General features: G+C 63.2%; 19 protein-coding genes. 11 read left to right on the forward strand and 8 right to left on the reverse strand.

Annotated elements, in window-relative coordinates:
- Positions 1 to 12: 12 nt before the first annotated feature.
- The 7 genes from PRZ03_RS15505 to PRZ03_RS15535 all read right to left on the reverse strand — a co-directional run bounded on the left by PRZ03_RS15505 (position 13) and on the right by PRZ03_RS15535 (position 6,634).
- Entirely contained in the window at positions 13 to 735 is a 723-nt protein-coding gene (locus PRZ03_RS15505; protein ID WP_273601168.1) for a glycosyltransferase family 25 protein, read from the reverse strand.
- Positions 732 to 2,921: a GumC family protein gene (locus tag PRZ03_RS15510; protein WP_273601169.1), complete on the reverse strand. Its 2,190-nt coding sequence runs from the start codon at positions 2,919 to 2,921 to the stop codon at positions 732 to 734. Before PRZ03_RS15510 ends, PRZ03_RS15505 begins: the two co-directional genes overlap by 4 nt.
- Positions 2,921 to 3,523: a hypothetical protein gene (locus tag PRZ03_RS15515; RefSeq protein WP_273601170.1), complete on the reverse strand. Its 603-nt coding sequence runs from the start codon at positions 3,521 to 3,523 to the stop codon at positions 2,921 to 2,923. Before PRZ03_RS15515 ends, PRZ03_RS15510 begins: the two co-directional genes overlap by 1 nt.
- A 144-nt stretch (positions 3,524 to 3,667) precedes the next feature.
- A complete protein-coding gene (locus PRZ03_RS15520; protein ID WP_273601171.1) occupies positions 3,668 to 4,006 on the reverse strand; it encodes an STAS domain-containing protein in 339 nt (112 codons plus the stop codon).
- Positions 4,007 to 4,069: 63 nt separating this feature from the next.
- Complete coding sequence (locus tag PRZ03_RS15525) at positions 4,070 to 4,405, reverse strand: Hpt domain-containing protein (RefSeq protein ID WP_273601172.1); 336 nt, start codon at positions 4,403 to 4,405, stop codon at positions 4,070 to 4,072.
- The gene (locus PRZ03_RS15530; protein WP_273601173.1) at positions 4,398 to 4,784 is read right to left on the reverse strand and encodes a response regulator; all 387 of its coding nucleotides are present in this window, start codon (positions 4,782 to 4,784) and stop codon (positions 4,398 to 4,400) included. The genes PRZ03_RS15525 and PRZ03_RS15530 overlap by 8 nt, the downstream gene beginning before the upstream one ends.
- Complete coding sequence (locus PRZ03_RS15535; RefSeq protein WP_273601174.1) at positions 4,781 to 6,634, reverse strand: ATP-binding response regulator; 1,854 nt, start codon at positions 6,632 to 6,634, stop codon at positions 4,781 to 4,783. Before PRZ03_RS15535 ends, PRZ03_RS15530 begins: the two co-directional genes overlap by 4 nt.
- Positions 6,635 to 7,041: 407 nt before the next feature.
- Here PRZ03_RS15535 and PRZ03_RS15540 point away from each other — a divergent pair, with 407 nt between their 5' ends.
- Positions 7,042 to 7,734, forward strand: coding sequence for a sugar transferase (locus PRZ03_RS15540; protein WP_273601175.1), 693 nt, complete (start codon positions 7,042 to 7,044; stop codon positions 7,732 to 7,734).
- Positions 7,735 to 7,781: 47 nt separating this feature from the next.
- Positions 7,782 to 10,595, forward strand: coding sequence for a WecB/TagA/CpsF family glycosyltransferase (locus PRZ03_RS15545; protein WP_273601176.1), 2,814 nt, complete (start codon positions 7,782 to 7,784; stop codon positions 10,593 to 10,595).
- Between the two features lie 612 nt (positions 10,596 to 11,207).
- Here PRZ03_RS15545 and PRZ03_RS15550 read toward each other — a convergent pair.
- Positions 11,208 to 12,197 carry a DNA-binding protein gene (locus PRZ03_RS15550; RefSeq protein ID WP_273601177.1) on the reverse strand — a complete coding sequence of 330 codons (990 nt, stop codon included), beginning with the start codon at positions 12,195 to 12,197 and terminating at the stop codon, positions 11,208 to 11,210.
- Between the two features lie 107 nt (positions 12,198 to 12,304).
- On the opposite strand from PRZ03_RS15550, the gene PRZ03_RS15555 reads away from it, so the two are divergent.
- The 9 genes from PRZ03_RS15555 to PRZ03_RS15595 all read left to right on the forward strand — a co-directional run bounded on the left by PRZ03_RS15555 (position 12,305) and on the right by PRZ03_RS15595 (position 24,006).
- A complete protein-coding gene (locus PRZ03_RS15555) occupies positions 12,305 to 13,399 on the forward strand; it encodes a site-specific integrase (RefSeq protein ID WP_273601178.1) in 1,095 nt (364 codons plus the stop codon).
- 859 nt (positions 13,400 to 14,258) lie between these two features.
- The gene (locus tag PRZ03_RS15560; RefSeq protein WP_273601179.1) at positions 14,259 to 14,462 is read left to right on the forward strand and encodes an SHOCT domain-containing protein; all 204 of its coding nucleotides are present in this window, start codon (positions 14,259 to 14,261) and stop codon (positions 14,460 to 14,462) included.
- 65 nt (positions 14,463 to 14,527) lie between these two features.
- Entirely contained in the window at positions 14,528 to 14,713 is a 186-nt protein-coding gene (locus tag PRZ03_RS15565) for a hypothetical protein (protein ID WP_273601180.1), read from the forward strand.
- Positions 14,710 to 17,010 carry a patatin-like phospholipase family protein gene (locus tag PRZ03_RS15570; protein WP_273601181.1) on the forward strand — a complete coding sequence of 767 codons (2,301 nt, stop codon included), beginning with the start codon at positions 14,710 to 14,712 and terminating at the stop codon, positions 17,008 to 17,010. The genes PRZ03_RS15565 and PRZ03_RS15570 overlap by 4 nt, the downstream gene beginning before the upstream one ends.
- A 42-nt stretch (positions 17,011 to 17,052) precedes the next feature.
- Complete coding sequence (locus PRZ03_RS15575) at positions 17,053 to 17,715, forward strand: OmpA family protein (protein ID WP_273601182.1); 663 nt, start codon at positions 17,053 to 17,055, stop codon at positions 17,713 to 17,715.
- A gap of 131 nt (positions 17,716 to 17,846) precedes the next feature.
- Positions 17,847 to 18,317 (forward strand): hypothetical protein, encoded by a 471-nt coding sequence (locus PRZ03_RS15580; RefSeq protein ID WP_273601183.1) that lies wholly within the window; start codon positions 17,847 to 17,849, stop codon positions 18,315 to 18,317.
- Between the two features lie 234 nt (positions 18,318 to 18,551).
- Positions 18,552 to 20,765: a mechanosensitive ion channel domain-containing protein gene (locus tag PRZ03_RS15585; protein WP_273601184.1), complete on the forward strand. Its 2,214-nt coding sequence runs from the start codon at positions 18,552 to 18,554 to the stop codon at positions 20,763 to 20,765.
- Complete coding sequence (locus tag PRZ03_RS15590) at positions 20,765 to 22,414, forward strand: mechanosensitive ion channel family protein (RefSeq protein WP_273601244.1); 1,650 nt, start codon at positions 20,765 to 20,767, stop codon at positions 22,412 to 22,414. Before PRZ03_RS15585 ends, PRZ03_RS15590 begins: the two co-directional genes overlap by 1 nt.
- Complete coding sequence (locus PRZ03_RS15595) at positions 22,411 to 24,006, forward strand: phospholipase D family protein (RefSeq protein WP_273601185.1); 1,596 nt, start codon at positions 22,411 to 22,413, stop codon at positions 24,004 to 24,006. Before PRZ03_RS15590 ends, PRZ03_RS15595 begins: the two co-directional genes overlap by 4 nt.
- Positions 24,007 to 24,045: the final 39 nt, after the last annotated feature.

The following is a 24,045-nucleotide window of genomic DNA, read 5'->3' on the forward strand; positions in this document are numbered from 1 at the left end:
TCCTTTGGGGTGTCAGAAGCCGGCGGCAAGGCGCCGCCAGCCGTTGCGCATGGCCCTAGCCAGCGGGGCCAGATTGGGGATGGGGATGTTGTCCAGCCATGACGGGCCGATGATGTCGCTGCGCGAACTGCGCTGGCCGGCCAGCGAGCGGCTGGCCAGCAGGGTTCTGAGTTCGGGATGCTGGCGGCGCAACAGCGTCAAGGCGCCGTCGTAATGCATCGGACTGCCCAGTGGGTGGCCGCTGGGGCGCGACAGGCAGGCTTGCAAATGGGCAATCGCGAGCGGCAGCGCCTGTGCGTGCAGCGCGTAGCAATGGGCGCAGACCAGTGGCGCTTGCGTCAGCACCCAGCGCAGCGGCCCGCCTTCAGCCTCCTGCACATGGCCGGGGTAGGCGATATGCCAGGCATCGCCCTGCAGCGCCGGCAGCAGGGCGCTGCTGTCGCCCTTGTGCGGCATGAACATCACGTCATCCTCCAGCACCAGCAGGCGCTGCACACCGTCGGCCTGCGCCTCCACCAGAATCTGCAGATGGCTGAGAAAGCAGCCATGCGCGCCGATATTGGGGAAGCCGGCGGCGTGGCTGGGCCGGATGCCGTTGACGAAGCGCACGCGCTGACCGTCGACCTTGATGCCCAGCCTCGCGAACTCGTCGATGACCGCATCGCGGCGGTCACGTCGCTCGGGCAGGTTGATGATGCAGATGCGGTCAAAGACCTGCAGAAGATCGGCGTTCATACGGAGCTCCTTGCCTTCATGTTGTTGCGTGTGCCAAGCCACCAGGCTTGCAGCGTGAGCCGCCATTGCGGGGTGGAGAAAAAGGTGTCGGCGCGCCGCCCGGTGACCGACTCGATCATCAGATCGTGCAGATAGCCGCCGCCGGTGAAGGCCTCAACCCGGTTGACGACCCAGCCGACCGCTTGCGGGTCCAGCGTTTGCAGCAGCCGGCGAGCGCGTTGCACCTCGCCGGTGGTGACGGCCCCGGCTTCGATCACCAGCAGCACCTGGCCGACGCTGCGCACGAGTAACTCGGCATCGGCACTGACCAAGAGTGGCGGCATGTCGACCAGCACAAAGTCGGCGATCTCGCTCCAGTGCCGCAACTGCGCGCCGAGCTTGTCGAGACGCTCCAGCGCGATGCGGCCTTGGCCACCGACCGAAACGCGTGGCGGCAAATCGGCGCTGGCCGGCGCGATCACCTGGCCGCCCTTGGCCTCATCGCGCAGCAACTCCTGCAGGCCGGGCCGGCCGCTGGCAAAGCGGGCGTCGCGCGAGAACCCGTTGGCCTCGACCGTCAGCACCTTGAAGCCCAGCGTGCGCAAGGTGTTGGCCAGTTCCAGCACCAGGCTGCTGGTGCCGGCACCAGGCTTGCAGCCGGTCAGACCGAAAACTCCTTGGGCGCCCTGCTTGGCGGAACCCTCGCCACGCTCGCGATTGCGGATCAGCGCGGCGGCCAGGCGGCGCAGCTGTTCGTCGGCAAAGACCTGGCTGGCCAAGCCTTCTCGCTGCACCTGCCAGCCTGCAGGCGCCATGCCCATCAAGCGCTGCGCATCGTTGACGGTGCGCACGCGGCGGTCCAGCATATCGCGCAGTACCGGCGCCATCAGGCCAGCCGCGCAGGCGGCGAGCAGCACCATCAAGAACAATTTCTTGCGGCCCGGTCCGAAGGGCAGTTCGGGCAGCAGCGCCGGCGTCACTAGGCGCAAGAAGCCGAAGGAATTGCTCTCAATGCTGAGGAAGTTGATTCGCTCGCGTACCTTGTTCAGTTCCTCGCGCATTTGCCCGATGTCGGACGACAAGGTCTGCGCGTCCTGAAACAGCTTGGCGAAGCGGGTCGCTTGCGGCTCAAGCTCGCTCAGCTCGGCCCGCAAGCCCTGCTCCACGGCGGCGGCCTGTTCGGCAGTCCCTTGCAAGCGGGCTTGCATGTTGAGGCGCACCCCTCGATCAAGGCGGCCGCCCTGGCCCTGCAACTCGAGCTCGATTTCGGCCAGTTCACGCTCGGCGGCCACGGCGCCAGGGTGGTCGGCGCGCAGGCCGGATTTCTGCACCAGCAAGGTGGCTCGGCGCGCACTCAAGGCCGATTTCAGGCCATTCAGGCCTGGATCGCTGAGCACCGCCTCCTGCACGGAGCGGGCGGCCAGCGTGGTGTCCCCGCGCTGAGTAAAAGCATTTAAGGCCGCGTCGGCATCCATGCGGCGCTGGCGCGCGTCGGACAGCTTGTTTCGCAGGCTGGCCACCAATTGATCGTAGGGGTTGGGCGTGCCCTCGGCGAAGGTAGTCAGGCTCAACTCGCGTGCGATTTCGCCGCGCTGATCGACCTTGTTCGAGATGCTTTCGACCAGCTCCTTTTCGCGTGCGCGCAGCTGGCGGCTGCGTTCGTCGGCGCCGTAAATCTCTTCGCTCTTCATCCGCTCGATGAAGGTGGCCGCGACCGCATTGACCATCTCGGCCAAGCCTGCGGGCTGCTCGCCCTCGAGGCTGAGTCGAATCAGATAAGTGTCGGAGACGGCGCTGACCTGCAGTTGCTTGCGCAGCTTCTCGACCGCGGCGCGTTCACTGTCTTTGGGGCCCTGCCACAGCTTGCGCTGCTGCTCGTCCACGCGCAGCAGTGCATCGCGCAGCACATCGTGGCGGCCTATGCTTTGACGCTGATGCTCAACGAACTGGCGGTATTGGCTGTTGGATTGGAAGTCCAGCTCCTGGTCTTCGCGCAGATTGCGCATATAGCGCGGCGCGATCTGGATCGAGGCCTCGGCCAGGTAGTGGGCCTTGCCCTTGATCCAAGCCATAGGCAGGCCGGCCAGCAAGGTCAGGAGAAAGGCCGCCAGCGCCAAGCCGCTATGAGCCAGCAGGCTGCTCAAGGGCTTGATGCCCCTGCCGGCCAGCAAGGCTGGCAGGGGCAGGGTGGCGGCCGAAGTATTCATCAACGCGCTCCGAGGCCAGCGCCCTGCGCCACAGTGCGGGCGGCCGGCAGGCTGGCGTAAAGCCGTGCCGGCCATTTGGCCAAGGCGGCATCGGCGCAGCAGAGCCGGCTGGCTTGCCAGCCCAGCAGGCCCAGCCAATGCTTGGCGCGCAGCGCCGGGGCCGGGCCGAGATCAAGCCTTTGGGCCAGCATCCGGCGCAGCAGACCCAGCCCTAAACCCAGTGCGCGCACGCCGGCCGGTGGGCTGTCGCAATGCAGCCATAGCGGGCGGCGTGCCGAGCGTGCGTCCAGCAAGCCTTCGTCATGGGCCAGATAGAGCAGCTCCCAGGGCGCGCTCTCCAGCCCTTCGATCAAGGCATCATCAGGGCGCCCAAAGGCGGCAGCCGCCGGCAGATCCTCGCTGAGCAGCAGCAGGCCCGGCGCGCCCGCCAGCTCGGCCCGGGCGGCAGATTGGCCGAGCAACTGCAGCGCGCCCTCAGCGTCATTGGCATTGGCCCAGGCGGCTTGAAGGCCCAGACTGCTCAGGCCACTCAAGGCCGGGCCGGTCGCTAAGGGGCCGTTGCCTATGACCAGGGCTTCGCTCAGGTATTCGCAGATATTCATGGCGGCATCTCGGTAGCGTTTAGGTAGCGTTTCAGCGGCGTCATGGCTGTTCGGGCAATGCAGCGGCCTGACTCGGCGTGCTGCAGAGCGGTTCAATAAGCGCAGGTGAAGGGAGGCGGCCTGTCTGGCCTAGCCTTGCGATGGCTAACTGAAGCTGCCGACGGCGTCGGTGCGGGTGTCGTGGATATTGAAGACCCGGTGCATGCGCATCAACTCGAACAGCGCCCTCACCGTGCGCGACATTTCGCACAGGCGGAAGTCACCGCGCCGACCGTTGAGCTGACGCAGGCAGGAGATCAAGGCACCCAGGCCAGAGCTGTCGACGAACTTGACGCCCGACATATCCAGCACCACATGGCTGTGTTCCTGCATCAGCGATTGGGCGGCTTCACGGAATTCGCGCACATTGCTGGCGTCAAGATTGTCTTCGCGCAGTTCGATGACCAGCACATTGAGCCCTTCGATACGACCATTGAGTTCCATGCTGCACTCCTGTGAGGTGTTGATCCGATGCCTGCATTGAAACCCGATTGCCGTTCGCGAATGTCACGAAGTTGTGACGCTTGCGGCCGCGATCAATTGCGCAAGCTCGGCCAATGCCTCGGACAGATCGGCGGCAAGGCCTTGTTCCAGGCTCAGCTCGGCGCGCCGCGCGACCTGCCCCAACTCGGCCAGCCCGTAGCTGCCGGCTGCGCCCGCCAGTCGGTGCAAGGCGGTCAGCTGCGCGCTCGGGTCGCCGATGCTGGCGGTAATCTCCGCCCAGCGCTGCGGCAGGCCGGCGACAAAGCGCTCGCGCAGCAGGTCGAACGCGGCGGTTGCGGCGGGCGAGAGGCCTTGCGTCGGCGACTCCAGGGACTCCGGTGGCGATGTGGGCTCAGCCACGCCCATGCTCCCAATACGGCAGGATGTCGGCCGGCAAGCGCATCGGATCGAAGGGCTTGACGATCAAGCCGGTGGCCCCCAAACCGAGCAGGTGCTCCAGTTCCTCGGGCATCGACTTGGCCGTCAAGAAGACCACCGGGATGCCCTGCATCTCGGGCAACTCGCGCAAAGCGAGCAGGGTTTCTGGGCCGCTCAGCTCGGGCATCATCACGTCGAGAAGCAGTAGCTGGGGCCGAAACTCGGGCACGGCCGCCAGGGCCGCGCGGCCACTCGCGCAAGCCTTGACCTGGTAGCCGCCGACGTTGCCGAGGCTGAACTCAAGAATCATGCGGATGTCGGGGTCGTCATCGACACAAAGAATGCGCTGCAAAGTGTTCATGAATTGGGTGATTTCTTGGCCTGTTCTACCAGTTTTGGCGGCGTCGATTTGAGCAAGCGGGTGACCCATTCCTGGAGTTCCTGCGGGCCGCTGCGCGCGGGGCTCAACCAGGGCAGGCCGGCCTCGTCACAAAATGATTGATCGACCGAGTCGCCATAGAGCAGCACCGGCCGGCCGGCCGCATGCAGGCGCAGCTTGGCGCAAAAGTCCAGGGCTGAGCCTTGATCCTGCGGGCTGACTATGAACAGTCGGTAGGGCGCGTCGGCTATCTGTGAATTCTGGGCGATGAGTTCCGTGGCTTGACCCAGATGGGCGGCGCTGTCGACCCTTGCGATACCGGCCAAGCAGCGGCTCAGGCGCTCGCGGCTTTCCAGATCGGCATCGATGTGCAAGAGCAGGGGTAGCAACCGAGGGGAATGCTTGTCGGCCCCGACGAGCGGGAAGTCGATGCTGAAGACCGCGCCATGGCCGCCATCTGTGCTGTCTTCGGCGCTGATGCTGGCCCCCATGCGCTCCAGCAACATGCGGCTGATGTAGAGCCCCAATCCGGTGCCGCCTTGAGCCCGTTTGTCGCCGCCTTCGGCTTGAGAAAACTTCTCGAACATCCGGGCACGAAAGCCCGGCGCGATGCCCGGGCCACGATCGCGCACGCTGATGCGCACAGCTTGCGGGTCAACGGTCACGCTCAAGCGCACGGCCTCGCCGGCGGGGGAATGCTTGATGGCGTTGGAAAGCAGGTTGGCCATCACCTGCAAGAAGCGCTCGCTGTCTAGCGCCAGCAGCGGCCCATCGTCCTGCTCGGGCAGGCCGTGCAGCAGGCGGACTCCGGCGCGCTCGGCATAGCCTTGATTGGCGCTCAGCGCTTCGCGCAACAAGGGGTAGAGCGGCTGCGCGCGCAGGCAGAGCTGCAGGCGCTCACCCTCGAGTTTGGTCAGGTCCAGGATGTCATCGATCAGGCCATTCAAACGCTTGCCATTGCGCTCGGCCACCTGCGCCAGGCTCAGCGCCGGCGCGGGCAGGGGCCCGGCTGCGCCGCCGGCCAGCAAGCCCAAGGCGCCCAGGATCGAGGTTAGCGGCGTGCGCAGCTCATGGCTGACGGTGGCCAAGAATTCATCCTTCATGCGCTCGATCTGGCGCTGTTCAGTCAAATCATGCAGCACCAAGGTGTAATGCGCTTGCTGGCCCGCCTGCAGCAGCTCATGCCACTCGCTCAAGCCCAGCTCGAAGGGCACGAGCATGCCGCCGGCCCGCCGCAACAGGCATTCGCGCCGCAGCAGCAGCTCCGCCAAGGGCAGGCCGAAGACATCAAGACAGCTATCGCCCAGGCGTACCGGCGTGCCGTCCTGGCGCCACAGAGCCAGGGCCGAGCGGTTGCATTCCTCGATCTTGCCGCTAGCGTCGAGGGTCAAAACGGGGTCGAGGATATTGTCCAGAATGTCGCGTTCCCGCTGCGCTCTGCGAGCCAACCTGGATTGAAGCGCTAGCACCGCAGCATAGTGATTCAGCTTGGCTTCCAGCAGCTGAGGGTTGACGGGGCGGCTCAGGTAGTCATCCGCCCCGAACTTCAGCGCCTGAATCACATGCTCTTCGCCTTGCAGGCCAGAGGTTGCGATCACCGGCAGCCAATGCCGGCCGGTCAGTTTGCGCAAGCGCCGGGTCAGCTCGAAGCCGTCTATTTCTGGCATTAGCAGGTCAAGCAAGACCAAGTCTGGCAAGCGCTGCTGCAGCCGCGCCAGTGCGGCATGGCCGCTGTCGGCCTCGACCACCCGGTGGCCCAAGGCGCCGACCTGATCGGCGAGGCTGCGGCGGGATTCGAGAATGTCATCTACGACGAGGATTTCCAACGACATGAGGCGGCCCGCAGTCCAGTGCTTTCATTCTAGAACCCTGCCGGGCTTGGCTTAGAGGCTGAGAACTAATGCAACGCGCTCGCGCCGGGCCCCAAAAGGCGCTGGCGTAGGCGTACGGCACAGCCCAGGCGTGCGCCTGGGCAAGCTGGGCAACACCCGCCAGCGCCTTTTGGGGCCCGGCCCTGCGGGTAAGCCCCCAGAAAACGCCCACTCGTTGTTGCTCAATCTCGCCGGGCCACCAGCCCGGCTGCGCTTCGCGCCTAGATTGGACGCTTTCTGGGGGCTTACGCGGGCGTGTTGCATTGGTTCTCAGCCTCTTAGGGCCCGGCACTCATTTGACAAAGCTGCCACAACTTGCACGCTTGCCCGGCCTGTAATGGGCCTCATTGCAAGTAGAGGAGAGCACCATGCCCGTCGTTCCCACATTGTCCAGCCCATTTCTCAACCGCATGCGGGCCCGTCGGTCGCGCTTTGCCTGGCGTTTGCGCGAACAAGCTCGCGCGGCCGGCAAGCGCGGTCTCGATCTCGTCCTGGTCTTGCCCGCCTTGCTGCTGCTGTCACCTTTGCTGGCCTTGGTCGCCTTGGCGATCCGGATTGGCGACGGCGGGCCGGCGCTGTTCTGGCAGCGTCGGGTTGGTCGGCATGGGGTCGAATTCGACTTCCCCAAGTTCCGCTCGATGCGCGTCGATGCCGAGGCGGTGCGGGCGCAGTTGCTGGCGGCCAATCAACATGGCAGCGCCGGCGTGACCTTCAAGATCAAGCGCGATCCGCGCATCACGCCGATCGGACGTTGGCTCCGCCGTTTCAGCATTGATGAGCTGCCGCAGCTGTGGTGTGTGTTGCGCGGCGATATGAGCCTGGTCGGGCCGCGCCCGCCCTTGATCAACGAGGTGGCGCGCTACACGCTGCGCGAACGCCAGCGCCTCGCGGTCACGCCGGGCCTGACCTGCATCTGGCAAGTCAATGGGCGCTCCGAGGTGGCGTTTCCGCAGCAATTGCAAATGGACCTGGCCTATATCCAGCAGCCGTCCTTGTGGGCCGATGTCCGCTTGATTCTGCAGACCTTGCCGGCCGTCATTCGCGGCCGCGGCGCCTATTAGTTTGGCCACAACAGCCGCAATAGCAGATGCAAGCCAGGAGCACGATCATGAGCATCAGGATATCCAAGCGTAGCCAAGCATTGCAGGCCTCGCGAGTCGAGCCAAGCGCTCCGTCCACCATGCGCGGTTTCGATGTCGCGCTGGCCCTGCTGTTGTGCCTGCTACTGGCGCTGCCGCTGTGCCTGGCTTACGGCTTGGGGCGCTTGCGCTTCGAGCTGCGGCGCGGCTTGAATGGGCAGGTCTTCAAGCGACGCAGCTTGGTCATGCCGGCCCATCTGCTGGGGCGCTGCCTGGCGCGGCTGGGGGCCGAGCATTGGCCGGTGCTGACCCATATCTTGAAGGGCCAAATGGCCTGGGTCGGCCCGCGCCTGCGCGGCTTGAATGAGGACTTGCCGGCCGCGCTTGCTGCCGTGCGGCCCGGCCTGATCAACCCCTGGTTCATACGTCGCCACACAGCCGTGGACTTCGGCACCGAAGCCGATGCCGATGTGCAGTATTTGGCCGAACGCGGCTTGCGTCACGACCTGGGTTTGCTGCTGCGTGGGCTGTTGGTGGCGGGTTTGCCGGCGCGGGCTGGCGCGACGCCGATGCGGGTCCGGGTTGCCGATGTGGTGTTTGACAACCTCAATATGAATGAGGCGCTGTCGCGGCTGCGGGACATGCTGGAGGGCGAGCGGGCGCAGCAGGTCAGCTTCGTCAACCCGGCCTGCGTGAACATTGCCGCCACCAACCGGGGTTACCGTCGCACGCTGGCTCGGGTGAGCCTGGTCTTGCCCGACGGCATAGGGATCAAGATCGGCAGCGAACTGCTCGGCACGCCGCTGAAACAAAACGTTAACGGCACTGATCTGTACCCGCGTCTGTGCGCGATGCTGGAGGCGCGCGGATCGAGTGTTTTTCTGCTCGGCGGTCAGCCCGGCGTTGCCGAGGCGGTGGCGGCCGGCATCGCGCGTCAATGGCCGGGGCTGCGGGTGGCGGGCTTGAGGCATGGCTACTTTGAGGTCGGCGAGGAGGGGGATGTGGCGGCCCAGATTCGCGCCAGTGGCGCCGATCTGCTGCTGGTCGCGCGTGGCGTGCCGGCCCAGGACTTGTTCATCGATCGATTCTTGCCGCAGCTAGGCGTCAAGGTGGCGATGGGCGTGGGCGGCCTGTTTGACTTCGCCTCGGGGCGTATTTCCAGGGCACCGCAATGGATGCGCGAGACCGGGCTCGAATGGGTCTACCGCCTGATGCAAGAGCCCGGCCGCATGTGGCGTCGCTACCTGATCGGCAACTTCAGCTTCCTGGCCCGCGTGCTCTTGCAGCGTCTGGGTCTGCGGCGCCCGGCCGGCGATGTGTCCATGCCGGCAGCCGCCGCTTTGCCCAGCGAGTCCGCCGAAGCGGCGGCCCAGGGTGTGCGCGCAGTCTTGTTTGCCAACCGGCGCGTAGCGGGCGACTTGCCGCTGCCCTTCGACTATCCGGCCGCCGCGTTGCCCTTGGGCTGCCAGACCATCATCGAGCATCTGATGGAGCAACTGGCCATGGCCGCGGTCACCGATGTGGATCTGGTCGTCAGCGATCGGCCCGAGTTGCTGCGCAATTTGCTGGGCGATGGCGAACGCTGGGGTTTGCGCTTGCATTGGCATCTGGCCAAAGTGCCGAATCGGCCCTACGGCATCTTGGCTGCGCTGGCCGCCAAGCCCGCACGCCGTGTGCTGATAGGCCACGCCGATGTGTGCTTGTCAACGCGTGACCTGATGCGCTTGACCTGCTTGAACGCACTCAGCCTGCAAACCGATGAGTTGGAGGGTTCGCGCTGGGCTTCCTGGGCCTGCGTGACCCCGGCGCAGTTGCGCGGGCTAGCCAGCGATCTGGACGGGGACGGTTTGTATGAGGCGCTGCGGGCCGCCGGAGTGCCACCCTTGATGGGCGGAGAAGAACCGGTGGCCGATTTGCGCTCGGCAAAGGCCTTGCTGCAAGCGCAGTTCGGCGATGGCGAGCGGGCCCTGCAGCAGGTGCCGGCCGCCTGGTTGCGCCAGCGTTGGGGGGCGATGAGCCCGCTCGCTCGCGTGCATCCGCAGGCAATCCTGATTGGCCCCGTTCTGATTGGGCCGGGCTGTGTGATCGAGGCCGGCGCCCGGCTCGGGCCGCAGGCGGTCTTGAGCCGCGACGTGATTGTTTCCGCCGGGTCCAGCATTCAGCACAGCCTGCTGCTGCCGCAAACCTATGTGGGGGCCAATCTGGAGTTGAGTCACAGCGTCGTCAATGGCTCGCGGGCCCGCCATGTGCAATGGGATGTCGAGTCGGCGCCGGCGTCGACCGACGCACTGCTGTTGAGTTTGAATGCGCGCGGATTGCATGCCGGCGAGTTGCTCGGCCGCACATTGGCCGGGCTGGCGGTGCTGGCCTTGGCGCCGGCCCTGGCGCTCCATCTCGGGGTCGGGCGCTTGCGTGGCCGTTTGCCAAGCTGGGAGCTGCGGCCGGTTGTCAGCGGGCGGCATGGTTTGACCGGCGAGCCGCGGTTCAGTCTTTTGCATTGCCCGGTTCAGGATGGTGAGCAGGGGCCGCGGCGAGGAGCAAGGGGCCGTGGTTCGGCTTGGGCCTGGGCCTGGGCGGCTGGCTTGATCGACGTCGCGCGCGGCAGCCGCAGTTGGATAGGCATGCGCCCGCGCAGCCGTAGCCAGTGGTACGCGCTGCGCCCCGAGTGGCAGCAGATCCTTGCCGCCACGCCGGTAGGCCTGCTGCATGCACCGGCCTGGGCGGATGATGCGGCCTTGATCGATGAAGCTTGCGCGGCTGCGGATGTGTTCTGCGCGGTGCAGAAACCATGGAATCGACTGGGGTTGATTCTGCGTCGTGGTTGGTTCGTCAAGAACAGTTGACAGAGGTCCGCGCCGTTGGCTATGCACAAAAGCGGCGCTCGTGGCGAGACGCCATCTGGCTTTTGCGAGCGATTTGCTTGTTATCGGTGCTGGCACTGATAGCGCACCATCGCCACAAGTACCGGGTTTATCGACAATGTGTATTATGTAAAGTCAGGCAGAGCCAAACACTGCCTATAAGACATTTCGGTCGTCCATTTTCTAAAGAATGTTCCTATTTTTTTCTCATTAATGTTCTGGTCTGTGGCCGAACTGGTGGGACTACGTGATCTTCGTACCGATGCTATCAGCCAAGGTAGACAAAACATAGGAATTCCCCCTCGTGGGTGTGTCGCTCCACGTTCACTTACGACTGGCACGAGCTGGAGGCGATCTTTGGGCATGGACTTGCCGACCACGCGGCGAGGGTTCAGCCCCAAATTGCGCGCTTGCAGTCCAGGTTGATACCCCGGTCTACCAATAGAAGCCCAACTTAGCCGACCTCTAAATTACTACCTTCCTAACTTGACATCCGAAACTGTCAAGCGTGCAAGATGTAGAAGCAATCCGTCGAGCCAAACCACCGCAAGACGATGTCGACTGTCCTTGGTCTGTCGTGGTTCGGCTGTGCGCTCACCCCGCAGTCTTCCCCTTCTTCGGAGGCGCGGACTTCGGCATGGCGCTTCGAAGTCCCGGTGCCCTGTTTGTTGCACCTAGCTTGGCTACCAACTGCTCAACCAGGGCATCTTGCGCGCTCGATCTCGCCAGCGCCATGTTGGCCATCGAAAGGGCCGCTTCTAGTTCCTTGATCCGAGTGCCACATTGTTGCGTGACCGCCTGTAATTCCTGCTCTCGTTGATCAGCCTGGGTACGGAGCTGAGTGAACCTGAGTTGGGCGGCGCCAAGTTGTTCGTTAGCACTGACATGTGCCTTCAGCGCCTCTTCAAAGCGCTTGATGATGGACTCGTTAGACTTCTCAAACTTTATGCGAAGCATTCGTTCCCGTTCGATCTCCATGGCTGCCCGGCGTTCAGCTCCGGTCGCGCGTTCTTCAGCTGCCGCGACGACCTGTGCACCGCGTCCACGCTCTGCCTCAGTGGCCTGCCAGGCCTTCTCTAGGTCCGACTTCAAGTCTGTATGACGCTGCAGTGCTTCTTCCAAGCGTGCAGCCGCCACGACATGGGCCGATCGCTCGACGTCGAACTTCAGCCTCAACTCGTCTAGTTCTGCCTGCAGGTGGGCAGCCTTCAATGAGGCCGCAAAGGCGGCAGCGTCCGCGATCGTCGCCCTCTCTTTTTCCGCTTCAATGTTGGCCGTCGCATTTGCTAGGCCCTCGTTCAATTGGTCGGCCAGGTCGCGGCGGGCCTCTGCCTGGGCGGCCTCCCAGAGGTGTTTCGCAGCCTGATGGACGGGATCCGGCATGGACGCCGGCGCCGTGAATGCTCCGGGATCAGCGATGCGAGTTCCAAGGTGCTTGAACCAGGTTTCCAACATCGGGCTGACAGTGTTCGGCGAGCCGCGGCCGAGTTTTTGACGCACCCGTTCGATCGTCGGCCGTGCACCTTCGAGAAGCAGCGCATCGCAAGCTTTCCAGACCTCGTCTTCAGTGATTCCGCGCGCCATGGTCTATCTCCTTGATTTGCGCCCTACTCTGTCTATACTTTAGTCACGATAAGTGATGGTTATCGTCCCTAAAAGCAATTTTATGTTATATATCTTACGTTATACATATGAAAAATAACAAGTCGCCGCTGATGTTGATGGATCCAACAAACGCGCCCGCCGAATTGCCCATATTGAATCCAGAAATGCTGGGGGATATGGCGAGTGCCGCTGAAAGCGCCCTGCTCCGTCAAGGCGAGAGCGAGAACACGCTGCGGAGTTATGGTTCAGCTTTGCGCTACTGGGCCGCTTGGTTTGCGCTGCGATACCGCCAGCCAATGACCTTGCCCGTGCCTGAGGCCGCTGTTCTACAGTTCATCGTGGATCATGCCCAACGCTTAGGGCAGGATGGACAACTCACCATTGAACTGCCTGCAGCTCTGGATCAAGCTCTGGTTGCTGCTGGCTACAAGGGGAAACTTGGCGCGCCGGCACTAACGAGCCTCGTGCACCGGGTCGCTGTCCTGTCCAAAGCACATCAAATCGCTGCAGCAGACAACCCCTGTCAGCAACCGCGAGTGCGTGAGTTGCTTGCCAAATGCCGCCGTGCCTATGCCAAGCGTGGCGCCCTGCCCCACAAAAAACCCGCCCTCACCCGAGAGCCCCTGCAAGCCCTGCTCGACACCTGCGATGACTCGTTGTGCGGGTTGCGGGACAAGGCACTCTTGCTGTTTGCTTTCTCCAGCGGCGGCCGTCGGCGCTCCGAGGTCGTCAACGCGTCGATAGAAAACCTCAGGCGCGAGGGCGCCAGCTATGTTTACCTCCTTAGCCACTCGAAGACCAACCAATCGGGCATCGAGCGCATCGATAGCGAGAAACCCGTCGCCGGCCGCGCTGCAGATGCGCTGTCAGTGTGGATTGCAGCTGCGAAAATCAAGGATGGCGCTGTTTTCAGACGCGTGCGTCGCGGAAACGTGATCGGTGAGCGCCTGTCTGCCGCCGCTGTCCGGCAAATCGTCCAGAACCGCGGTCTCCTGGCCGGACTGCCTGGCGACTACTCTGCGCACTCTCTGCGATCCGGGTTTGTCACCGAAGCTGGCCGCCAACAAATTCCGTTGGGCGAGACAATGGCGCTCACAGGACACCGGTCGACAGCCTCGTTGGTGGGGTACTTTAGGGTCGACGTCGAGCATTCCCGAGCCGCTCGGCTACTTGACAAGTAGGTCAAGCGGAAGAGGCATGAACGGCGCCAGGGAGGCTGAAGTGCGTCGGACTTCAGCATTAGGCTGGCAGCAGTCGATCGATTTTGGCAAGCAAACAACCGCTGCGGTCGAAACCGGCCATTGAGCATTTCGTTGGACGAATGTCTGCAGCACCTCCCGAAGCTGCCGATCAGCGAAGTCGAGGGGCAAGACTAACTGGGAGCGAGAAGCTGACCGGGCCAACGACAGCTTTCACAAGCTGCGAAATAGCATCTGGTCCGGCTGTAGTAACCAGCGAACCTGCAGGCGATGGTCAGGTCGGTGCCCATAGCTGGCGTCCAAAGTGCCGACCGGTATGACAACGACGCTGCGGCTCCTCTCATCGGCATCCGAGAGCCGAGCTCACGGTGTCGGCCATCAGCAGTCACTGAGCCGCAGCAGAGTTTGCCTCGCTGATGTCGGGTCTTGGGTGTGCAGCGGTCATTCCACCAATAGGAGCGCGAAATACGCAATCAATGAGTACGTTTTGGGCCTTAGCTATTTTTTTGTCAATCAGGCTGCAGGCAAAGCTTTGCAGTACAGCCAATCCGCACAAAAAGCCCTGTGTCAACCTGCAAATGCTCACGATTCAAACCCAGAAGGAATGTTCGACGTTGGCCCACTATGTTCCTGAAGTGCCATTCCTTGAACCTGGTGGCCTCCCGGGGCCGTTTTCTATGCTGTCGGGGCAGAACACTTCAATGCCTGATCGGACGTTGCTCTTTAGGTTCCATTGATGCGCCGATCAACAGAGTTGCCCAATTTGGGCGACTTGGTCTTGCTAAGCGGCGGCGCCCCGGCAGACTGGAGGGCCGTGAACAGTGTGATCTAAGGTGAAGCGATGCGATCTTGGACTTTGGCGATTGGCGCCTGTCTGCTACCTGTGCTTGTGGCGGGATGCGGCTCAAATGAGGTGGTGCGCCCACGGCTTGAGGCGACGGTGGGCCAGCAGTTGATTGATTTGAAGAAGGCCCGCGACAGCGGCGCGCTCAGTGAGCGCGAGTACGAGCAGCAGCGCCGCAGCTTGGTCGACTCGGTGCATTGACGGAGGCTGCCATGACTCACTATCTACGACGTCTTGGGGCAAGCTCACGTCACGCAAGGCTTGCCATGGCTTTGCTGGCGGGCTCCGCGCTGGTTGGCTGCGGCAGCAGCCAGACAGTCACCGTCCATGATTCGACAACGATCACCAAGGGGCGCGAGCTGAGTGACTTGCAACTTGCGCTGCGGGAAGGCGCACTCACCGAGTCCGAGTATGAGCGCTTGCGGCTTGTGATCCTGCGGAGGAAAAATTGACCTATCTGGATCCGCGCCGTTGGGGTTCGCCTGGCCTGTGCGCCATGCTGACGATGAGCCTCGCCTTCGCCGCTGCGGCGCAGCCAGTAGACAAGGCGCCCGCCAGCCCACCCGCAGTTGCTTCTGCCGTGAGCGCCGTTGGCGCAAAAAAAGAAAATGTAGTTCGCCCGCGCATTGGCCTCGCATTGTCTGGCGGCGGTGCGCGCGGCTTCTCCCATGTCGGCGTACTGCGCGCTTTGGAGTCCATGCGCGTGCCGGTGGACTGCATTGCAGGGACCAGCGCCGGCTCGGCCGTTGGTGCGGCCTATGCTGTGGGCTTGTCGCCCGACGTGATTGAGGCGCGGCTCAGAGAAGCCGACTGGGACGGCGATATGTTTCGCGACCAGCCGCCTCGCCCGGAGCTACCCTACCGAAATAAGAGCAGGGTCGGCGGCGATCCCATCGGTGTGAGTTTTGGTGTCGGCGCCGACGGTGTCAAAGGCAGCAGCGGCATTTTTGCAGGCCAACAAACCGAGTTGTTCTTGCACCGCATGCTCGAAGTCAGCCAAGAGCTGAGCAGTTTTGATCAGTTGCCGGTACCTTTTCGTGCTGTCGCCACCGATCTCGTTGATGGTCGCATGGCAGTGCAGAGCAAAGGTAGCCTAGTGCACGCAGTGCGGGCCAGCATGGCAGTACCGAGTGCATTTGCGCCGGTGCGTGTCGGTGATCGCCTTTTGGTGGACGGCGCACTGAGCCAGAACTTACCGGTGCAGGCGGTGCGCGAGGCCTGTGCCGATGTTGTGATCGCCGTCAATATTGGCAGCCCCTTGCTGGGCGCTGATGAGCTGGGCGGTATCTTCAGTGTTGCGCTTCAGGTGATCAGCATTCTGATGGAGCGTAATGTGCAGGATTCCCTAGCGACGCTAGAGCCTCAGGACGTACTGATCGCGCCCGATCTCACGGGCTTCAGTGTTGTGGACTTTGCACGCGGCGTGGACGGTATCCCTGCCGGTGAGCGCGCCACGCTTGCGGCAGCTGAACGGCTGAAAGCGCTAGCGCTTACGCCGAAAGACTACCAAGCGTGGCAGGCCCAACGACAGGCCCGTGCGCTGCCGCAACCCCTGGTTGCCGGGGTAGATGTGAAGCCCACCCGCTTCGTCAACCCTGCGTACTTTGCCCTGACCACCCACTCCAAAGGAGAAACCGCTGGACCGGTGGACACGGCCGGCCTGCACCGCCGCATCAGGCAATGGACTGGCAGCGGTAGTTTCACCAGCATCGCCTACAGCGTCGGCCCCGCTGCCGACGGAGAGGGTTGGAGGCTTTTGATCGACGCGCAAGAGAAGCCCTGGGGCCCTGACTATTTGCAGGTCGGCTTTGCCGGCCAAGTGGATTCGCATGGCTATACCGATTTTTCGGCGCAGGCGGTGCTGCGCCGAACCTGGCTGAATGATTGGGGCGCCGAGTGGTTGACGGTAGTTCGTTTTGGGCGCACTCGCGATCTGGAGACGCGCTTGTTCCAACCAATGGGTGCCAACTCATCTTGGTTCCTCGAGCCACGACTCGGGCTTTCGACGACTCCGCAGCGCGTTTTCGTCGGTGACCGTGCCGTTGGCGAGTTCAGCATTGGCCGTAAAGATGTGGAACTGCGTGGTGGCGTTCAGGGGACAGCGGGGCAAGCCGTCATTGGTTTGGTCGCCGCGCGTATGCAGACTGAGCCGGAGATCGGGCTGTTGACGGTGCCAGCCACGCGCGCGTCCATTCATGGGCTGCGGCTATCGATGGCCTATGACCAACTCGATGACCTCGACTTCCCCCGTCACGGGCAAGCGGTGCGTGTTGACAGCTACCGAGCACTGGCCGCGCTGGGCGCTGATGAGCCCAACTACCAGCGGCATGAAATCGACAGCGTGATTGCGCGTAGCTATGGCGAGCACACCTGGCGGCTGCGCGCCCGTTGGGCCGGCGTTGCCGGCGCGGACGGCAACGCGCGTGACTTCGTAGGTGTCGGCGGCTTTCTCGATCTTTCGGGCTACCAGCAGGGCCAATTCCTTGGCAAAAATGTGTCGCTGCTCTCGCTGGGCTACGCGCGCCGCGTGCTCGCTTTGCCTCAGCCCTTCGGCAGCGGCTTGTTTGCCGGGGTGGCGGTGGAAGCAGCGCGTATTGGCAGGCCGCTCGGGATAGACGCCCATGCTTTGAATCGCTATGGCCTTGTCGCCTATGGCGGGGCTGCGACGGCACTGGGTCCGGCCTATCTCGGTTTTGGCATCGGGCAAAACGGCAATCGTGCCGTTTACCTCTTGCTCGGGCGGCCCTGACCGTTCAGAGCATCTCAGTTTTTACTCAGCAGGAGATTTCCAATGACAAAGATCGCATCCCATCGTCGCCAAGCTGGCGTGACCGTGACAGTTCTTGCCGGGGCGCTCGCGCTGGCCGGCTGTGAAAGCATGAGCCCGCGCGAAAAGGGAACCGTAGGCGGTGCTGCTGCCGGTGCGGCGACCGGTGCCGTTCTGGCTTCGGTTACCGGCGGGAAGGCCGGCACCGGTGCCGTGATCGGCGGCGTGATTGGCGCGGTAGCTGGCAATCTGTGGTCCAAGCGCATGGAGGAGAAGAAAGCCGCGATGGAGCGTGCCACTGCCGGAACTGGCGTCACAGTAGCCAAGACCGCTGACAATCAACTGCAGGTCAGCGTGCCCAGCGACATCTCCTTTGACATTGGATCGGCGACGATCAAGCCCGAACTGCGCGGCGTGCTTGACCAGTTCGCGCAGGGGCTGGACGCAACGATGCTGGTGCGCGTGATTGGCCACACCGACAGCAGCGGCTCCGACGCGATCAATGACCCACTCTCGCTGCGCCGTGCGCAGTCGGTGCGCGACTACCTCGACACCCGTGGTGTGCCCGCCGCACGGATGGAAATTGACGGGCGCGGTTCGCGTGAACCGCTGGCGGACAACGCCAGCGAGGCCGGACGTGCAAAAAACCGGCGCGTCGAGATCTTTTTGCGTGAACCGCAGGCCTGAGGGCGGATCGTGGCGGCCAGCAAGTCTGCCTTTTGTGTGGGCCCAAGCGCTGCGCTGAGCCCGATTCTTGCAGTTCAATTTGGGCGAACCAGCGGTGACTTGAACGGCGAGTGCGTGAAAGCTGCGATTCTATGAACGCGCCGCATCACGACCGTACCGCATTGACTGAAACACACAAAACGGGGCCTGTGGACCTGCCCCTGGCGCTGGCGATGTTGGCACTGCATCGCGACTTGATCGGGCAAGTGCAGCGGATGACCTGGGAGCTGACTGCCGGCGACTTTGAAGCCTTGGTAATTTGGTGTGAGCTCGCGCGGTACAGCGATGCGGACGCGGGCGGCACCCCGCGCACCTTACTGCTGCACGATTTGGTCACGGCCACAGCAATCCCGCGTGAAACTGTGCGTCGAAAGCTTGAGCGTTTGGCTGCTTTGGGGCACGTCGAGCGCGTTGAGCGCGGCTGGGTGACGCGCATGGCTCCGCTCGATCAGGCGGTGCGGGCGAGGGCAGAACAAGCCGCGCATTTGGCTCGCGATTCGATGGACGCCATCTTGGCCGCAAAACCTGCCGGCCCATCCGACACGGCGCAAGTTCATTGTTAGCAGGCTGATGGCCGGAAACTGACAGCACGCACAAAGCTCTGCTCCCAATGTCTTTGCTCGGCTTGCCCAAATTGGGCAAGCCTGCGTTGCTGGTCGTGAACCTGCTGCCGACAATTCGGCGCTATGAATCGTCGCTTTGTGTGTCGTGTCGCCCTTGCTTGCTGCAGCTGGGGCTGGTTATTGGTGGCGGCTGGAGCGGCCGGCATTGAGCTGCCGTCTTCGGCGGCCAAGCTGGTGCCCAAGCTGGCGACGGAAATGCCATCAAAGCCGGGCACAAAGGCTGCCTCAACGCCGGATCCTCGCATTGGTGCCGAAGCACTGGCGAGTGAGCTTGCCGAGGTGCGAGCGCTGCAGGCCCGTCTGCAGCAGCAGGTTGATGAATCAAGCGCCGCTCCATTGCTTGAAGAACAGCGTAATCTCGCCGCACGCCTGGCCATATTGCTGGCCGCACAATTGAAAACGCCACTCGCGCAGCCTGTTGAAACGCTGCCCCCGAGCACACCCGCGCTCGGTGCGCCACCTTACGCGGCGGCCGCGTTGGATGCGCTGCGTGACTGGGTTGATGGACTCCAAGCGCAGCGGCGCTCTTTGGACGTGGCAGCGTTATCACTGGATGCGCAGGTGGCTGGTCTCGTAAACGCGCGCCGCAAGGCTGAAGAGATGGTGAGGCTGCGGCAGGACCAGATCGCACAATCACGCGAAGCCATGCGGCGCGAACGACTGCAAGCCGAGCTTGAGGTGGCGCAGTTGGAAGTGCGCATCGCCGCAGTGGAGCTGGCTCGCGCGGACACCGCACGCTTTGAGGCGCGCGACCGCAGTGCCGCGTTGCTTGCGCAGTTGGAGCCAGCCTGGCGCGAGTTGGAGCGTGTGCGCGCCTATCAAGTGATTGACGACGCTGCACTTGAGCAAATTTCGACCTCATCACGGGCGGCGCGTCGGCAGTTCCAGCTTGACCGCCAGCGCGCCAGTGCTCGCTTGGCCAAAGCTGAAGCGGCAGCGGGCGGGACAGCAGACGCAAACGGGGGGGCACCGCAAGTCGGCGCGGCGTTGTCACGCGAAATAAAAGCGTTGCGCGGCGAGCTGGCTGCGCTTGGGGAGCTGGACACTATCGAGGCGGGCCGTATCGAGGTGTGGCGCCAGCGAAGATTGGCGCTCGGCGCACTCGTTGATGCCGATCAACGAGAGCAGGCCTCGGCCTTGATCAGCCGCTCCATCGATCAGCTTGGGTCGCGCGCGCAGGCTAGTGCAGACCGACTTGCACAGATGCGGGCCGGTCTTCGCAGTGAGCGGCTGCGCGTGGAGGCGCTGGCAAGTGATGACGCCAGCCTGCCAATCATGCGTCGCGCGTTAGATGCGCAGCAACGCGAAGCCGATGCCATAGAAGCTGTGCAGGAGAAACTGCAGCGACTGCAGCTCTTGCTTGTGCGCAGCTTGGAGGATATGGGCGTCGCGGTGGAAGCCGCGCCTGCGCCCTGGCCCCAGCGAATATGGGCGGCGCTGCAAGAAGGCAGTCAGGCGATATGGCACTACGAGCTGTTCAGCGTCAGTGAATCGACTCAGGTAATGGGCCGGACCGTCACGCTGGACTACGGCGTTACGGTGGGGAAATCAGTTGGCGTGGTGTTGCTGTTCTTCCTGGGGTGGTGGGCTGCAAGCCGGCTTAGCGCAGCGCTGATTGCCGTGATAGTGCAGCGATTGCAGTTGTCGCCACAACTGGGCCGCGTGATGCAGCGCTGGATGCTGACCTTACTGCTGCTCGGCGTGCTGGTTCTTGTGCTCAAGCTCGCTCGCATTCCGCTCACCGCTTTCGCCGTGCTCGGAGGAGCGCTCGCGATTGGTGTCGGATTTGGTACACAAAATATCATCAAGAACTTAATCAGCGGGGTAATCATTCTGTTTGAACGCAAGGTGCGTGTGGGCGATATCGTCACCATCGATGGAGTCACAGGCACAGTTAGTTCAGTCGACCTGCGGGCAACCACCTTGCGCGGCTTTGACGGGATTGAGGCCATCGTGCCGAACTCGCAGCTACTGGAGAACCGGGTCAGCAACTGGAGCTATGACGGATCAACGGTTCGACGGGCAATCTTGGTTGGCTTGCGCTACGGCGACGATCCCCGCGCCGCTTCGGCCTGTCTATTGGCTTGCGCAAATGCTCATCCCTCCGTCTTGCAAGAGCCGGCGCCGGAAGCTTTGTTCGATGACTTTGCCAGCGACGCGCAGCAGTTGCGCCTGCAGTACTGGATGCAGCTCGGCGGCGCACGCACCGGACCCTCCGTTGACAGCGATCTGCGCTACACGATCGCCGAGGCTTTCGCGTCGCAGGGTTTCGTGATTGCGTTCCCACAGCGCGATGTGCATTTGCGGCTCGATGAGCGGTCAGCTTCAAAAATCAGATCGTTCGCGAACGCGCCATTCCTGCCTATCCCGCGCGAGGCGCAATCGTGATGAAGTTCCGCGGCGTTGCTTGGCTGCTGGCTGTCGCGACCAGCCTGACCGTGCTACAGCCGGCTGCGGCTATCACTGCGACAGTGGCTTCACCGCCGCCAAGCGCTGAGTCCGCAGACCTGCGCTACATCAACCGCGTGGTCTATACGATGCGCGTGTCGGTGGCTGGGGCCTCCCCCAAGCAGCGGGCTGAGCGGGCTTTGCGGCGGCTGCAGGCTTTGCCTATCGAGGCCCTCTCCCAGCCTATTGAACGCGTAGATATCGGGCACTCTAACGAGCGCGCAGTCGCCCTCAGACTGGGCAAAGAAACCTTGCTCACCGTTTTTCCTCGGGATCTTGACCCAGACACCGGCGCGACGGTTGACGACATGGCCACAGCCAGCATCAGTGCACTTGAGGAAGCCTTTGCTGCGCGTCTGGCGCTTCACGAACCAGAACGCGTCGCCACAGGCTTGGCCATCGCCGCGATCGGCATCCCGGTGGTGGTGCTGGTTGCTTGGCTGGCTTGGCGGCTGAGGGCGGCGCTGACCCGACGGCTGCAACGCGTGGTGCAGGCCGAGGCGGCCACACACCGCATCTTTGGCATTGACTGGTCAGAGTTCGGCCTGCGTGCTGTGGCGGCGGTGACGAATATGCTGGGTTTTGTGGCTGTTGCCTTCTTGACTTTTGCCTGGGCGGCCCATGCCCTGCGCCAGTTCCCGGCAACGATGCCTCTGGCCCTAGAAATGCGCCAGTTCTTCCTGGTCAATGCAAATGACTTGACTTTCGCCTTGTTGGGTGTGCTCCCCAACATCGCGGCAATTTGTCTGGTTATAGTCATCGCAAGGGGTGTGGTGTGGATGGTGGATCATGTCTTCGTCGGCGTGGGCTCGGGCCGCATCAATATTCCCGGAGTGCACCGCGAAACCGCTCGGGCCACGCGCAGACTGGTGGTGTTTGTGGTCTGGGGGCTCGCGCTCACGGCGGCCTACCCTTATATCCCCGGCTCGGACAGCATGGTCTTTCGCGGACTGTCTGTGTTCCTGGGGGCCATGTTCACGCTCGGCTCCTCCGGCGTTGTCTCTCAGTGGATGCACGGCTTGGTGATCGTCTATGCGCGTGCGCTGCGCGCCGGTGACTTCGTGCGTTGCGGCGAGCATGCGGGGGTGGTGTTGGAACTGGGCTCTCTGTCGGTGAAGATCATTGATTCGCGTGGCGACGAGGTCACCTTGCCCAACGGCACCGTCGTGCAAGGGGCCATCATTAACCATTCGCGCCATGCACCAGGCGGCGCAGTACGCGGCTCGGTGCGCTTGTCGCTTGGTTATGACGTGCCCTGGGCGCAGGTGCATGCCTTGCTGAAATCCGCCGCCGAGCGCACCGACGGCGTGCGCTCGGCGGCCGCTCCTCGTGTACTGGAGCGCGCGTTGGGTGACTTTGGGATTGAGTACGAATTGCTTGTGGAGATTGCCGGCGCACGCCAACGCTCTGCCACGCTAGCGGCCTTGACGCGCGCAATTCGGGATGTCTTCGACGAAGCAGGTGTGGCGATCTTGTCGCCCCACTTTGTTAGCTATCTCAATGTGCCTGCGGCGATGCCTTTGGTTGAAAAGACGTTCGAAGTGGCTGATCTGCAAGCAAACGTCGATGCCCGAGGAGGTCACCGGTGAATGCGGCGCTTAAGCTCAGGATGCTCTGCGAGTGGCGCCTGGCAACACGGTCTGCCCTGTGCCGGATGCTGTGCTTCGCCTTGCTGACGTCTATGGCGGGCTGTGTTTCGGCGCCGCGCAGCGTGCAAGTTCTGCAGCCCAGCTACGCGCTCGATGCAGGTCAGCAAAGCAAACTCGGCCGCGTTGGCGCGCAAGCCCTGACAGCAGCTTCGACGGAGGAGTCCGCGTTTCATCTGCTACCGGCTGGGCTTGAGGCGCTTGCCGCTCGGCTCGCACTGGTGGCGGGAGCCGAACGCAGTATCGACCTGCAGTACTACATCTTGCGCGCCGACAGCAGCGGCATGGGTTTGATGGCCGCGCTATGGCAGGCCGCTGAGCGTGGCGTGCGGGTGCGTTTGCTGCTGGACGATTGGGGTGCACGCCCTGATGACGCGACGCTGCAGCGCTTGGCTGCCCACTCGCACATCGAGGTCCGCTTGTTCAACCCGCTGATCCATCCGAGATCGGCGACATTGAGCCTTCTGCTCGATTTCGAGCGCACGCAGCAGCGCATGCATAACAAACTGCTGCTGGCAGACAGTCAAGCGGCCATCCTAGGGGGGCGCAATATTGGTGACGAGTACTTCTCGCGCCACCGCGAGTTTGAATTTGGTGACGTCGACGTGCTCGCCTTTGGACCTGTGGTTCCTCAGATGGCTGCGGCTTTTGACCTCTATTGGAACGACGCCCTGAGCTTGAGTTTGCTGTCCGACCTAGTCGCCCCGGAATCGTCAACTCAGCCCGCCGAGCCGGTCACTGAGCTATGGCAGGCCGCTCATGGAAGCGGATGGGCGCGACGCCTCGCCGCAGGTGAACTGCGCTTTTTTTGCGGTCGTGCAACTGCCGTGCACGACAAACCCGGCAAGCTCGACCCTGAGCGGCCCTCGGAGAACTCCAGGCTGGGCCGTGCAATTGCAAACGCCATGGGTGCAGTGGAGCGCGAGCTTTTGATCGTTTCACCCTATTTTGTGCCGGGAGAAGGGGGCGTGGCTCAGCTGCGCGAATTGGCGCAGCGCGGCGTTCGAATCACTATTGTTACCAACACTCTGGCTGCCACCGATGTGCCGGCTGTGCATGCCGGGTATGCGCGCTACCGGCATGATTTGCTTCAGGCCGGACTCGCGCTGTACGAAGTGCGTCCCGACGCTGCTCAGCAGGGGCTCGGGCGCAAAGAGCGTAATGAGCGCTACGAACGCAGCGAACGTAATGGACGCACTGGCTCTTCGCGCTTGTCATTGCATGCCAAGTTGCTGGTTGCCGACCGCTCCAGCGCCTTCATCGGATCAATGAATATCGACCCCCGCTCGCAGCGACTCAATACGGAGAACGGCGTTGTTGTCACCAGCCCGGCACTGGCAGCGGAATTGGTCGGCGGTGTGCAACGCGCCTTGGTCAATGATGCTTGGCGTGTGCACGAGGAAGGTGAGGGACTGCGCTGGACCGGGGTGCAAGATGGTCGTTTGGTGACGCTGGATCATGACCCCGGTGCCAGTTGGTGGTTGCGGTTACAGGCCAGCCTGCTGGCTTGGCTACCGATTGAGGATTTGTTGTGAAGAGCTTTTGCCTAAAGTCTGGACGCGTCGATTGCGGCT

This window comes from Roseateles albus, assembly GCF_028595345.1.
Taxonomy (GTDB): Bacteria; Pseudomonadota; Gammaproteobacteria; order Burkholderiales; family Burkholderiaceae_C; genus Paucibacter_A; species Paucibacter_A albus.